8 protein-coding genes are annotated in these 14109 nt (G+C 62.0%); 1 reads left to right on the plus strand and 7 read right to left on the minus strand.

Annotated elements, in window-relative coordinates:
* The 7 genes from PLH32_10605 to folB form a co-directional block, all read right to left on the minus strand.
* Complete coding sequence (locus PLH32_10605; protein ID HQJ65050.1) at positions 1 to 1308, minus strand: GAF domain-containing protein; 1308 nt, start codon at positions 1306 to 1308, stop codon at positions 1 to 3.
* Positions 1301 to 2461, minus strand: coding sequence for an O-antigen ligase family protein (locus PLH32_10610; protein ID HQJ65051.1), 1161 nt, complete (start codon positions 2459 to 2461; stop codon positions 1301 to 1303). The genes PLH32_10605 and PLH32_10610 overlap by 8 nt, the downstream gene beginning before the upstream one ends.
* Positions 2458 to 4356, minus strand: coding sequence for an ABC transporter ATP-binding protein (locus tag PLH32_10615; GenBank protein HQJ65052.1), 1899 nt, complete (start codon positions 4354 to 4356; stop codon positions 2458 to 2460). The genes PLH32_10610 and PLH32_10615 overlap by 4 nt, the downstream gene beginning before the upstream one ends.
* 70 nt (positions 4357 to 4426) lie before the next feature.
* Positions 4427 to 4615, minus strand: a complete 189-nt coding sequence (locus tag PLH32_10620; GenBank protein ID HQJ65053.1) for a hypothetical protein — start codon at positions 4613 to 4615, stop codon at positions 4427 to 4429.
* Positions 4616 to 4657: 42 nt separating this feature from the next.
* On the minus strand, positions 4658 to 5293 hold the full coding sequence (locus PLH32_10625) for a deoxynucleoside kinase (protein ID HQJ65054.1): 636 nt from the start codon (positions 5291 to 5293) through the stop codon (positions 4658 to 4660).
* The gene (folK, locus tag PLH32_10630) at positions 5290 to 5859 is read right to left on the minus strand and encodes a 2-amino-4-hydroxy-6-hydroxymethyldihydropteridine diphosphokinase (GenBank protein HQJ65055.1); all 570 of its coding nucleotides are present in this window, start codon (positions 5857 to 5859) and stop codon (positions 5290 to 5292) included. Before folK ends, PLH32_10625 begins: the two co-directional genes overlap by 4 nt.
* A complete protein-coding gene (folB, locus tag PLH32_10635) occupies positions 5807 to 6199 on the minus strand; it encodes a dihydroneopterin aldolase (protein ID HQJ65056.1) in 393 nt (130 codons plus the stop codon). The genes folK and folB overlap by 53 nt, the downstream gene beginning before the upstream one ends.
* A gap of 262 nt (positions 6200 to 6461) precedes the next feature.
* Here folB and PLH32_10640 point away from each other — a divergent pair, with 262 nt between their 5' ends.
* Entirely contained in the window at positions 6462 to 13973 is a 7512-nt protein-coding gene (locus tag PLH32_10640; GenBank protein ID HQJ65057.1) for an Ig-like domain-containing protein, read from the plus strand.
* Positions 13974 to 14109 lie beyond the last annotated feature (136 nt).

Raw genomic sequence — 14109 nt, forward strand, 5'->3', positions numbered from 1 at the left:
TCATTCTCCTTTCCGTGGCATCTGTATAGGTTCGCTGCGTTGGAGATAGTGATGCTGATAACAGGCTTGAAAAATTGCTCTCAGGCGCATGCCGATGGCATCGGGCGGGTCTGCGCCAGCCGACGCGATGACATCGCGGCTGTCGAATTCGCTGAGAAAGGCCAGATCGCCGGCATCGAGCTGCTCCGCATGCTCCTGCTCGAGAATGCGCACCAGACGGTCGAGCCGGATCCGCCTGAAGGCCTCGACGACCTCTGCGTCAAATTGCGAACCGGAGCCATCGATCAGCAGCTGGATGACCTCCGCGAAATCCATCCGCGTGCGATAGTGCCGCTTGGAGGTGAGCGCATCGAAGACATCCGCCACCGCCAGGATCTTGCTCAGCCCGGGGATTTCGTCCTCCCGCAAGCCCGCCGGATAGCCGCTGCCGTCGAGGCGCTCATGATGCGAGGCCGCGATCAGCGGCACCTGCTTGAGTTCACGGCTGAAATGGATCTTCTCCAGGATGGAGCGGGTAAACGCCGCATGGTTGCGGATATGGCTGTACTCCTCCTCAGTGAGCCGGTCGCTCTTGGTCAGCACGGCCTCGCGCACCGCGATCTTGCCATAATCATGGAGCAGCGCCGAGATGCGCAGCACCTCGCGCTCCTGAGCCGACAGCTGCAGCACCCGGGCGATCTCTTCGGCATAGAGGGCGATCCGCTGCGAGTGGCCGGCGGTCAGCGGATCCCGGGCATCGATGGTGCTGGCCAAGGTCTCGACCAGACTGTCGAAGGTCTTTTTTTGCTCTTCGTACAACTGGGCGTTTTCGATCTGCGTTGCTGCCAGTACCGAGATGGCGTTCAGAATTTCCTCATCATCCCGGGTGAAGGGCCCGTCATTCTTGTTGAGCGTCTGGAAGACGCCGATGATCTCGCCCGGTCGGTTGCGCATCGGCGCCGAGAGTAAATTGCGGGTATGGTAACCCGTCTGCTTGTCAATATTGGGATTAAAGCGGCGGTCGGCATAAGCATCGGGGATATTGATCACCTCACCGCTTTTGACCACCGCCCCGGCGATCCCCAAATGAGCGGGAAAGCGTATTTCCGCCTCCCCATGGGCCACGCGCGACCAGAGTTCATCCCGCTCGCGATCGAGGACAAAGACCGTGCAGCGGTCGCACTGCAGCACCTGCTTGACCTCATCCATGATCAGGCGCAGCAGCTTGTCCAACTGCATCTCCTGCGAGATCGAGCCGGCCACCTTGAGCAGCATTTTCAGCCGCTCATGTTCTCGCTGCCGAGTATGCACGGTTGCGGGATCATCCATCCTGTTTCAATCCGAGTCCCACTCCAGCGGCAAACCAGATCATGGTGATGATCTCCTGATCGCCGAAATTCCACTCAAAAAAACCATTGATATTGAACGCGATGAAGACCGCGAGGGCGGCCAGCGCCCAAGCGCTGTTCCAGCCGTGCCCGTTAGCAAAAACCCGGAATCGCTGCGCCAGCCGTACGAGAATCGATCCCATCATAAAGAGAAAGGCCGTCAAGCCGACGGCGCCCAGAGTCACCGCAATATGCACAAAGTTGCTATGGAAATGGCCGATCAGTTCCTTCTCGCCCGGCGCGGCATAGCGCGTGTACATCGGTGTGGTGCCGACATCCCCGATCCCCACCACCGGGTGATCCTTGTAGATCTCCCAGCCGACCGCCCACCAGTGCATCCGTTTCGCATTGGTCCCCCATGCCGGATCGAAGATATGGCGCAGGCGTTGTGAAAAATTGGCCGGCGAGAGCAAGTAGAAGGCCAAGGCGATGACCGGCAGGATCAGCAGCAGCCGGCGCTGCTGCAGGAGCAGCACCACCAGGGTAGCGAAGAAAAATCCCACCCACGATCCCCGGGTTGAGGTCAGCAACAGGCAGCCCAACGAGAGCAGCGCAGCAGCGGACATGAAAAGGCGTTCCCAACTTGTCCGCACCCGGAGGGCGAAGACCATGGCGATGACCGCGCCCACCATGGTGATCCCGCCCGCGGTCATCGAGTTCTGGATGTGACGGACCCGCAAGGCCGGATGAACCAGGAAAGAGCCGATGCCCCAGGCGGAATAGAGGGCGATGGCGCCGGCGAAAATCAGCCCGAGCCGCCGCAGTTCCTTCTCCCCTCCGCTGTTGGCAGCGACGATATAGACAATGGGAATGAGCAGCAAGCGTTTCAGATAAATAAGATTCTGGCCGAGATTGGTGGAGAAAAGACAGGCGAGCAGCTCGGCAGCGATGAAGGCCATAAATCCCCATTCGACGCCGAGGCGCGGACAACGGATGGTGCGCGTGTAGAAAAGCCGCGCCAGCCAGGCGATCGCAGCCACCGCCACAGCGATCTGGGTTAGGGCGATGGTAAAAGGCATAGCTGCCGCAAAAAGATAAAGACTCCAGCGGGTGACCTTTTCGAGAAAAGCATCGTCGATACGGAGCGTGTTCATTCGGGAACCTCCGCGGCGCGGAACTGCATGGCGTAGAGCTTTTGATACAACCCGGGCTGTTCGACCAGGTCGGCATGGACACCCATCTGAACGATCCTTCCCTTCTCAAGCACGATGATGCGGTCGGCATGGAGCACGGTCGAGAGCCGATGGGCGATGACGAAGGAGGTGCGGTTGCGCATCAGCCGCTCGATAGCCTGCTGCACCAGCGCCTCCGATTCGGTATCCAGGGCCGAAGTAGCCTCATCGAGGATCAGAATGGGGGGATTCTTCAGAACCGCACGGGCAATCGCCAGGCGCTGCCGCTGCCCGCCGGAGAGCGCAATGCCACGCTCGCCGATGCCGGTATCATAGCCTCGGGGAAGCTGCCGGATGAAATCATCGACATTGGCGATCCGCGCCGCCTCGACGATCTCCTCGAGGGGCTTGCTGGTCAAGCCGTAGGCGATGTTGTTGCGGACGCTGTCATTGAAGAGAATGGTCTCTTGGGTGACGATCCCCATCAGCCGGCGCAAATGGGAGACCTCAATCTCGCGCAAATCGATGCCATCGAGCAGGATCATCCCGCTGGTGGGATCGTAAAAACGCGGGATCAGATCGACCAGGGTCGATTTGCCCGCCCCGCTCGGACCGACGATGGCGAGGATCTCCCCCTTGCGGACAGTGAGCGAGATATCGCGCAGGACCTCCTCGCCGCTGCCGTACGAAAAGGTCACATCCCGCAGCTCGATCGCTTCACGGAACTCGTTCACCTTTTTGGCAGCGGGAAGACTCTGGACAGCGGGCTTTAAATCGAGCACCGCAAAGATACGCTCCGCGGCGGCCATCGCCTCCTGCAAACGATTGTGCACGGTCGACAGCTCTTTGACCGGCTGCATGAGGGAGAAGACGATGACGAGAAAGCCCATGAACTCCTCGGGCGAGAGCATCTTGCCGGCCAACACCTGCTGCCCGCCGAACCAGAGAATGCCTACGGCGATCAAGGTGCCCAGGAATTCGGTCAGCGGAGAGGCCAGATTGCGGGTGCGGGTGATGCGCAACAGGGTCTCATAATAGCGATGGGCCTCCCCGGCGAATTTATTAATCTCGAACTCCTCCATCGCAAAGGCCTTGACGACCCGCTGTCCGGCGACGGTCTCCTGCAGCACCGAGGTGAGATTGGCCATGCGTTCCTGCGAGAGGGTGCTCTCCCGTTTCAGCTTCAGGCCAATCCAGCCGACAATCCCCATGGTGAAGGGGGCCACCACCAGGGCGACCAGGGTCAACGACCAGCTCAGATATATGGCGATACCCAGATAGGTGATGATGAGCAGAGGATTTTTGATAAGGGTGACAAAACTGGCCGAGACGCCGCTATTGACCAGGGTGACGTCATTAGTGATACGGGAGATGATCTGCCCGGTGCGGGTCTGGGTAAAATAGCCCAGCGAAAGCTGATTGATATGGCGGTAGAGGTCGTTGCGAATATCGCGAATGACCCCTTGCTCGACACCGGCCATGAGATAGGATTGAAAATAGTCGAAGAATCCCTTCAACAGGATCATCAGGATGATGAAGAGGCAAAGGCGCCTGAGCGCGTCGCGCCGGCTCCCGCCGGTGAGAAAGGCCATGGCTTGATCCCGGTACCGGGTCAGGGTATGGCGCACCGAGGAGGTCAAGCCCGCAGCCGCTCCGGCCGGTGCCACCTTGGCGATCTCTTCCCCCACCGCCGGAGCCTGCGCCGGTGCCGCCGTCAGTCCAGCGTGCGGAGCATCAAAGATCGTGCCCAGGAAGGGGATGATCGAAACCAGGGAAGCGCTGCTGAAAAGGGTGAAGAAAAAAATACAAACCAGAGAGCCCAGCAGACTCTTCCAGTACGGTTTGAGGTAGCGCAGAATGCGAAAATAGAGAGCCATACAACAGTCACGTTAGGGGAGGGGATTGGTCGGCGCGGGGAATATGGCCGCTCCATGAATTAGTGGCGCGTCATTTGTTGCGTGGGAGCTCTTTATAGTCTACATCCTCCACATCTTCCTGGGAGAGATCGAGTGGGCTGTTTTGGGAGGTGCCGCGGACTTTAGTCTCCGGCTTCTGTGCAGCTCCGCTGAAGAGAAGACCGAGGACCTTGCTGATCACATACAAAAGGATCGCCAGGATGACAAGACGAAATACCATGTGCAACTGCCTTTTCGACAAAAGAGATGAGCATGCGAGGAATCAACGCGCCGGCGAGAAATATTCGATGCCGGCGTGCGGCCGCATGATCTGGCGGACCAGTTCCTCAAAATCATCCTTGTTATGGACAAAATCGATGGTGACACTGTTGACCACCAGCAGCGGGGTCTCTTGGTAATGAAAAAAGAAACGGTTATAGGATTCGTTCAGGGAGAAGATATATTCCTCGGACATCTCCTTCTCGTAGGTCCGGCTGCGCTTGTGGATGTTGGCCATGAGCCGCTCAACCGAGGATTGGAGGTAGACGACCAGATCCGGCTTGACAATATCCTGCTCCAGCAGCGAAGCGATCTTGTCGTAGAGGAAAAGCTCCCGGTCCTCGAGGTTGAGGTGGGCAAAAATACGGTCCTTGGCGAACAGGTAGTCGGAAACAGCAGTCTCGTGAAAGAGGTCCGACTGCACGTTCTCCTGCTGTTGGCGGTAACGACTCAGGAGGAAGAAGAGCTGTACCTGAAAGGCGTAGCGCCGCGGATCGCGGTAAAAATCAGCCAGGAAGGGATTTTCCTCCGGTTTTTCATAGATCGCCTTGGCGTCCAAGCGTTCGCACAGCATGCGGGTCAGACTGGTTTTGCCCGCCCCGATCACTCCTTCAATACAAATGTATCTTGGCAGATTCATGCTTGTGCCTTTCGCATGCGTCGTTGCAGGTGCTGCGCGCTGCGGTAGAGCCGCACGGTGTGGGCATCCGCGCAAACCTGCAGTAGTTCACGCACGCTGGCGTTCAGCCCGGCAACGTGGTATCCGGCGGCAATCTCGGCGAAGGGAATCAAAACGAAACGCCGTTCATGCAGACGCGGGTGCGGCAAGATCAAGGGTTCCTCCTGCCGGATGATGTGTTGAAAACAGAGCAGGTCGAGATCGATGGTACGCGCGCCCCAGTGGATCTTACGAATCCTGCCGAGCCGTTGCTCGATCTCCAGCAGGCAGGAGAGAAGCTGCAGGGGGGAGAGCGAAGTGGCGATCCCGGCAACCAGATTGAGAAAATCGGGCTGCTGTGCGAAGCCGACCGGTTCGGTCTCATAGAGGCCGGAGAGGCGGTGGATCTGTACGCCCTCTTCCTCGAGAGCCTTCAAGGCGCGGATGAGATTCTTCTCGCGGTCGCCAAGATTGGACCCCAGGCCGATAAAGATATCAGGAGCGGTTGGAGGAGTGATCTGTGTCATGGCGATGGCGGGTGATCTCAATTTCCGTGCCGTTGGCCAGTCCGCCCAAGGGCGCGAAGGGCTTGCGCACCCGGACCTTGACGGCTTCGGCGGGAAACCGCTCCAGGATACCGGCGGCGATATGTTCGGCCACGGCCTCGATTAGAAAGAACCGTCGCTCCAGGACCACCCCCTGGACCAGATTGTATACTTGGCGGACATCGATGGTATCCTGGAGATGGTCGCTGCGACCTGCGGGAGCGGCGTTGAATCCGAGTTCCACGTCCACTTCGAACCGCTGGCCGTTTCTGATCTCTTGATGTTCCAGGCCGTGATAGGCATGGAACGTCATACCGAGCACGCGTAAAAGATCTTGGTTCATGGCGATGGGAAAAATCCAGATCTAAATTAAACCTAATTTATTAAAGAAACATCATTTTGTCAAGCTAATTTCCCGATCTAGAGGCTGCCCGAATTCCGGTTCGTGCCTGACGCACCGCAGACTCCGTTTCTTTTACCCTTTCCAGCAAACGGTTCCAGGTTCTCTTTTCCTCCGCAAATCGCCCTGTTTACCGTATTTCTATTTAAATAGCTATGCCCCAGCGCCCTGAAAACAGGACCAGACCTGCTAGAGGAATTTTGTCGTGCATCGTTTCCATCCGCCCCTGCTGCTCAGCCTGGTTTTCCTGCTTTCGCATCCCGCCACGGCCCTTGAGACCTCCTCCGCAGAGGAGTGGTTCGGCAAGCCGTTGCCGCGCAGCGAGAGCTTGATTACCTACCGCTCGGTCACAAATCTGGCCCCCTTGCCGCTCACCCGGCTCTCAGTAGCGGAGGCCGCCGGGCTTTCCGGCGATGCCGCCTGGAGCGCTGGCAGCCAGGCCAGGACCTGGCTGCTGGAGAGCCCTCTGCTGGTCGGCCGCGCCACCCTTCAGCTTGACCTTCCAGCCGGCGCCCCGGCGCGCACCATCCTGTTGCAGCTTAAAAAGGGAAATGCCCCCTTTCATACCGTGGTCACCGCCACAGCGGCCGGCGCCGGCCCGCTCACCTTCACCTTCCCCGGCGAAGAATCCGATGCCGTACGTCTGGTAATCACCGCAGCAGCGGGCGAGCCGGCGCCGGCCGCGACGTTGCAGTTGGAGCAGATCGCCCTGGGCACGGCCACGCGTATCATGCTGCTCGGCGATTCGATCACCGCCGGTAAATTCGCCGACGACACCCTCGGCTACCGCAAAGTACTCTACGATCAGCTCGTTGCCGCAGGCCTCGCCATCGATTTCGTCGGCGCCTATGGCGCCGCCCCCTACGAAGGCCATTTCCAAGGCGGCCGCAAGACCTTCGATTTCTATCCCGACAATGGCATCCGCGCGCCCAAGATGGATGTCACCGAAGACTTGAACAACTACAGGCCCAACGTCGTCGGCATCTTTCTCGGTACCAACAACCTCAATGATCTCGCTGGCGCACCAGTCGGCCCTTACGGCACCACCACCTTCAACACCACTCCCGCCGGCCAGATGGCCAGCCTGATCCGCTATCTGCTCAAATGGCGCGATGGCACCCGCGGCACCGATCTCCAGCATATCTTTGTCTGCCTGATTTCGCCGATAAAATCCGCCGACAGTCTGGTGGCGGTCTACAATATGGAGATCGCCCATGTTGTCCGAAATTATGCCAGCGGCGCCATCACAGGACAGCCCGAACCCGTTCACCTCATCGACTGCTTCACCCCATTCTATGAGAATCCCCTCTTCAATAACGACAAGAACACGAACTATACCCCGTATCTCGCGACCGCCCTGGCCCCCACCAACACGCTCCATCCCAACAGTGACGGCCACCGCCTGATCGGCACGACCTGTGCTTCGGTGATGATCCCGGTACTCTCCGGGACGCCGCTCTGGTTCACCGACCGCTCCTGGGAGAGCAATACCGCCGGCTTCGATGCCGAATACAGCAGCCAGGGGCTCGCTGTCGCCGACGCCGACGGCGACGGCCGGCTCGACCTTTATGTGACGCGCACAACCGCGGAGAGCGTCTTTCGCCGCGACTTTCTTATGCAGAGGGGGACAGCCGCGTCCTACAACGAACAGGCGGAGAGCCGGGGCATTAAGGACGCCGGCGACAGCCGCGGTGTCCTCTTCGCCGACATCGAGAGCGACGGCGATCTCGATCTGATCAACGCCAACTCGCCGGGACGCATCCGGCTCTATGAAAACACCGGCGCCGGCTTCTTTCAGGAGATCACCACAGCCTCCGGCCTGGAGGCCGCCAGCGCCACGACCACCGCCTTGCTGGCCTTCGACGCCGAGGGCGATGGCGACCTCGACCTCTATGCCGTCAACTCCCGCAGCCAAAACGCCTTCTACCTCAACCGCGGCGACGGCCGGTTTCAGCGCGTGGATCATGGTGCCAACGACGTCGATGAACCGGCGATCCCCAGCGAAGCCGCCGCAGCCGCCGATTTCGACAACGACGGCGACGTCGATATCTATATCGTCAAGCGCGGCGCGGCCAACAAACTCTTCATCAACAACGGCGCCGGTTATTTCACTGAGGGCGCCGCAGGCGCGGGACTCGCTCTCAATGCCAACTGCCGCGGTGCCCTCTGGGCCGATCTCGACAACGACGCCGACCTCGATCTGCTCGTTGCGGTCTCCGCCTCCACTGCCGATCCCAATCCCATACTGCGCATCTATCGCAACAATGGCGCCGGCTCCTTTCAGGATATATCGGCCACCCTCAATATTCCGATGAGCGGCTTCTCCGTCCTTGCCGGGGATTTTGATCTCGACGGCGACCTCGACCTCATTACTACCGGCGAAAGCACCACCGGCGCCTTTTACCGCAATGAGGGCGGCATGCGCTTCACGCCGGTCCGCTCCACTGGCGCAGAAACAGCCGCCGGTGATGTCCGCAGCGGTGCCGCCTTCGACGGCGACGACGATGGCGATCTCGATTTCTTCCTCACCCGTTCGGATATCTTCAACGTCTACCGAGAAAATACCCTCGCCCGGACCGGCCATTACCTCAAGATCGACGCCGCCGGCCCCGGCGGCAACGCCAGCGCCTTCGGCACCAAACTCTGGTGCTATGAAGCGGGCAAGGCCGGCGATCCGGCGGCGCTCCTCGGCTACCGCGAGATCGTCTCCGGCGGCGGACACCTCGCGCAGTATCCTGCCCTGCAGCATTTCGGCCTCGGCAACCGCACCAGCTGCGACCTGCTGGCGCAGTTCACCGACAACACTTTTCTGGTGCTGCGCGAGGTTGCGGCGGATCAAATCCTGCACATCTCGCCGCAGGCCCCCGCCGCCGGGACAGCGGCGAAACAGCTTGCCATTGCCTCCGGCCAGGATCAGTCCGGCGTGGTGAGCGAGCGTCTCGCCCTCCCCCTCGCCGTCCGGGCCCTGGATGCCACCGGCAAACCCGTAGCGGGGGTGCATGTCGATTTCACGGTCCTCTCCGGCGACGCCTCTTTGCTGCTGCCCGCTGCCGGCAGTACAAGCGGCTTATGGCTGGAAGCGGAATCCGGTGGCCTCGGAGGCCGTCTCGCATGGGCGTATGACGCCACCGCTTCCGGCAGCGGTCTGGTCCTGATGCCGCCCCAGAGCCGCAGCGGCGGCCGCGACACCCTCACTTTTTCACTTCCGGCCGGCGCCTCCGCATCGCTCTGGGTCCGCGCCCGTACCGGCGCCGCCGGCATCACCCTGGGTGTGACCGTCGACGGGACAGCTCTGACCCAAAGCCTCAGCACCAGCGGGGTCTGGCAATGGATCCGGATCGGCGCCGCCGGCGGGTGGAACCTCGCCGCCGGATCGCACCGCTTGCTCCTGGAGGTTCCTCAGGGCACCCTCCAGCTCGACCGCCTTCTGGTAACCGCCAATCTGGCGTATGTCCCTGGCGGAACTGGAGAGAGCGGCAGCGGCGACCCCTTTGCGACCGACAGCCAGGGACTGGCGCAGCGCTCGCTCCAGCTCGGGACCGCTGCCGGGGCGATCACAGTGCAAGCGCGCGCAACCGCTACGGGCGATCTGATTACGGCTGGTTTCCGCGCGAAGGCACTAGCCGCCGCGGCCGCGACGATGACGATCAGCGGCGGCAACAACCAGACGGCCGTCCAGGCCGGTGTGCCGCTCGCCGAACCGCTGGCCGTCACGCTCCGGGATGCGTTCGGCAATCCGGTTCCCGGTGCACCGGTATGGTTCAGCGTCCGTTCCGGCGGAGGTCTTCTCAGTCCAGCGGACGGCAAGACGATCACCGATTCACTCGGGCAGGCGCGGATGGTCCTGATCCCCGGCGGCGCCGCCGGCATCCAGACCGTCGCCGCCACCACCCCGGCGATCGCCGGCTGCGAGGCCCTTTTTACCGCCACCCTCGTGAACGGCGCGACCAACCTGGTCTATCTCCAGGGGGATGCGCAGACCGACACCGTCCACGCTGTTCTGGCCCTCCCGGTCCGATTCAAAGTCACGCGGGCGGATGGTCAGCCGATCGCCTCCTGGCCGGTCCTCTGCAGCGCTCTCTCCGGCGGCCGCATTGCCAAAACCGCGGCCGTGGGCGCGGATTCGACGCTGCAGCTTGCCACCGGCAGCGATGGCATCCTCTCGCTGTACTGGCGGCTGGGTTCGCAGAGCGGCGAGCAGAGCCTCAGGATTGAGGCAGCCGGGCTGCAGGGCTCGCCGCGGCTGCTCAAAGCCACCGCCGTGCCCGCACCGCCCAACCGCCTCCTCGCCATCGCCGGTGATGACCAGACCGGGACCGTAGCCGTCCGACTCGCGACACCCCTGACGGTGCGGGTCGCGGACCGCTACGGCAATCCCGTCGCGGGTCACAACGTCCAGTTCCGCATTCTCGCCGGCGGTGGCTCGCTCAACGGCGCCGGACAGACCCTCTACAACGCCACAACCGATGCCGCCGGCACCGCGGCGGTCCCGCTCACCCTAGGCACGATCGCGGGCACGCGCAACAACCAGATCGAAGCGGCATCCTCCGCCAACGGCCGCGCTCTCAATGGAGCGCCGCTGGTTTTTTACGCAAGCGCCACCGCCGGTCCCCCCGCCTTCCTCTTCGCGCTCTCCGGCAATCATCAATCCGGCGTCGCCGGCACAGTGCTACCCGACTCCCTGGTGGTCGCCCTCAAGGATTTTTACCAGAACACCATCATCAACCATCCCGTTCGCTTCAGCGTGACCAGCGGCAATGGCAGGGTCAACGGTGTCTCCCAGGTGCTAACCCAAACCGATGCCCATGGCCATGCCCGCGTACAGTTCCAGCTGGGCAGCCAGGCCGGAAATGATCTCCATCAGGTGACGGCGCGGGCGGAAGGATTGACCACCGAAAGCACGCTCTTCAGTGCCTCCGCTGTGGCTGATGCCGCCGCCCGGATCAGTTATTTTTCCGGCAGTGGCCAGAGCGGACTGGTCAACTCACCGCTGCCTGAGCCCTTGATGGTTCGGGTTACGGACCGCTTCAGTAATCCTGCGCCCAACCACCCCGTGCGATTCACCGTGACCGCAGGAAACGGCCAATTTGCAGGTGCGAATACGCTCAGCACCACCAGCGATGAGAACGGCCTGGCTGCAGCCTGGTTGACTCTCGGCGGGAGCCTGGGTGATTCGACGCATCGCGCCGAGGCTTCGAGCAGCCTAAAAAACGGCACCACGCCGCTCGAGGGTTCTCCGGTCTGCTTTTACGCCCGGGGCGTCGCTCCCCAGGCGGGCGACATACAGAGTATCGAACTGCTCGCCGGCGCCGGTCAGAGCGGCCCGGTGCAGCAGTGGCTTTCCGGTCCTCTTCGCGCCCGGGCTCTCGATGGTCTCGGGAATCCCCTGGCCGGCAAAACGATCCGCTTCCGGATTGCGCGTGGCAACGGGGTGCTCGGCAGCGCGCAGGACACACTGACCGTCCTGACCACAGATCGCAGCGGCGTAGCGGAGACGACCTGGCGTCTGGGCACCCTCGCCGGTGACAGCACACAGGCGGTGCAGATGATTGGTCTCGATAAAAACGGCCTTCCTGTCAATGGATCGCACCGGCTGATCTTTGCCACCGCCCTGCCCGGAGCACCGGACATCAGTCGTTCCATCCTGAACGCCGATTCGCCACTTCCTGCTGACGGCGTGAGCGAGGGCATGATCACCGCCACCATTCGCGATGCCTGGGGCAATCCCATCCCCAGCCAGGGCATCGTGCTGGTTAGCAGCGGTCTCGCCGCGGAAATCAAGCCCGTCCAGGGCTACAGCAACAGTGCCGGCGTCCTGCAAGCCAGGGTATGTTCCAAAGAGGCCGGGACGCTCACCGTTCAGGCCCGGGTCGCCACGAGCAGCCAGTGGCTCACCGCGGCCAAATCGATCTTTTTCGTCCATCCCAAGGCGGCGCAGCTTGAACCAGTCGGCGGCAACGCTCAGAGTGCTCAGGTCACCACGATCTTTGGCGCTCCGCTCGCCGTCCGCGTTCTTGACGCCAACGGCCGCGGTGTGGCCCATACAGCCGTCCGTTTCTCGCTCGTGGAGGGCAACGCCGATCTTCTGGATCCCTCGGCCAGCCTGAAGGCCCAAGCCGGCGACGCCTCCCCCTCCGGTGCGGCCCAGATCACCCTCTATACCGACACGACAGGAACCAGCGCCATCCAGGTGCGCGCGGGGACGCGCAGTGGCCGGATCGCCATCGCGGCCGCCTTGGCGGATACACCAGAACGATTTGTCCGCTTCCTCATCACGGCCCTGCCGGGCTCGGCGGCCGAACTGGCCGTCCTGAATGGAAATAATCAAAGCGGCGTCGCGTGGCACCGACTCAGCCAGCCCCTCATCGTGCAGCTCCGCGATGCCTGGGCCAACGGCGTGCCGGGGCAGACCATCTTCTTTTCCACCGCTGCGACCGGCGGCGCTTTCATACCCGGCGCCCTGCAGGTTACCGACTCGTCCGGCGTGGCCTCGGTGCTCTGGCGCCTGGGCGGGCAAATCGGCCCCCAGATCGCCCAAGCCGCAAGCACGGGACTTGGCGTTGCCCCCTCTATCTTCTCCGCGACCGCGCTGGCTAACCAGCCGCCGCAACTCACCCTCCCCGACAGCATCGTGATCCATGAAAATGAGGTCTGGCGCTACGCCGTAACCGCGCGTGACCTCGAGGGCGACTCGATACGCATCGCCCTGCTGATAGCCCCTCCCGGAGCGGCCCTCGGTCCGGACGGGACGATCTCCTGGCAGCCCACCTACGATCAGGCGGGCGAGTATACCCTCTCCTTCGAGGTTGCGGATCCCTTCGGGGCCTCGAGCCGTTCTGAATTACCCCTGATCGTCCGCAATGTCAACCGGCCGCCGCTGGTCGATGCCGCGAAATGCCAGCCGCAGCAGGCGGTTGTCCAGTTGAACAAGCCGGAGGCCGTCGATTTCAGTGTGGCCGTCTCCGATCCGGATGGCGATCCCCTCACCTACACCTGGTATCTCAACGGCGCCTTCTGCTCATACGGCAAATCCGCATGGCGGCTGCAGTCCGAATTGATCCCCTCCGGCGATGCCCAGGTCAAGGTGGTGATCAGTGATCAGACCAGCACGGTCAGCCGCAGCTGGTCGCTCAAGCTCGTCTCGGCGGTGTGGCTTGCGAGCTTCCGGGCCGAGGCTGAGCCGGGCCATGGCATCCGTTTGGTCTGGCAGACTCTGCTCGAAACCGATCCCCTCGGCTTCATGATCCAACGCGCGCCCCTCGAGACCGGTCCCTGGAGCGCCATCAGCACCCTGATCCCGCCCGCCGCGGACGGCCGCTATGCCTTCCTGGACACCAGTGCCCCGGCAGGCGAGCGCTGTTTTTACCGCTTGCAGGCCTTGAGCCGCGACGGCGGCACCCAGACGCCGCCGGTTGTTCAGGCCCTGCTGCCTCTACCCGCCGAAATGATGCTGTCGCCCAACTATCCCAATCCTTTTAATAACGAAACCCGGATGATTCTCTCCCTGCCGCAGCGGGGTCCGCTCCAAGTGGAGGTCACCGATTTGCTGGGACGGTGTGTCCGACGCCTCTATCAGGGCGAAGCCCGGGAAGGCTATCTCGATCTGCATTGGGATGGTCGCGACGATCTGGGCAAGACGGCGGCAAGCGGGATCTATTACTGTAGGGTGGTTGCGGGAAAGCAGACGCTCAGCCGCAAGCTGGTGCTGGTCAGATGAAAGGGCGGGAACGTGAACATAACGGTACCAGGCGGGCGCTTATAGAAAAAGAACCAGCCACAGAGGGTGGGTATCATGATCCATCCATGGCATGGGGTCATCCGTGATCTGGAATCGCCCTCATCTCTAACGCCAT

The sequence above is a fragment of the bacterium genome (assembly GCA_035419245.1).
GTDB lineage: Bacteria > Zhuqueibacterota > Zhuqueibacteria > Residuimicrobiales > Residuimicrobiaceae > JAKPUX01.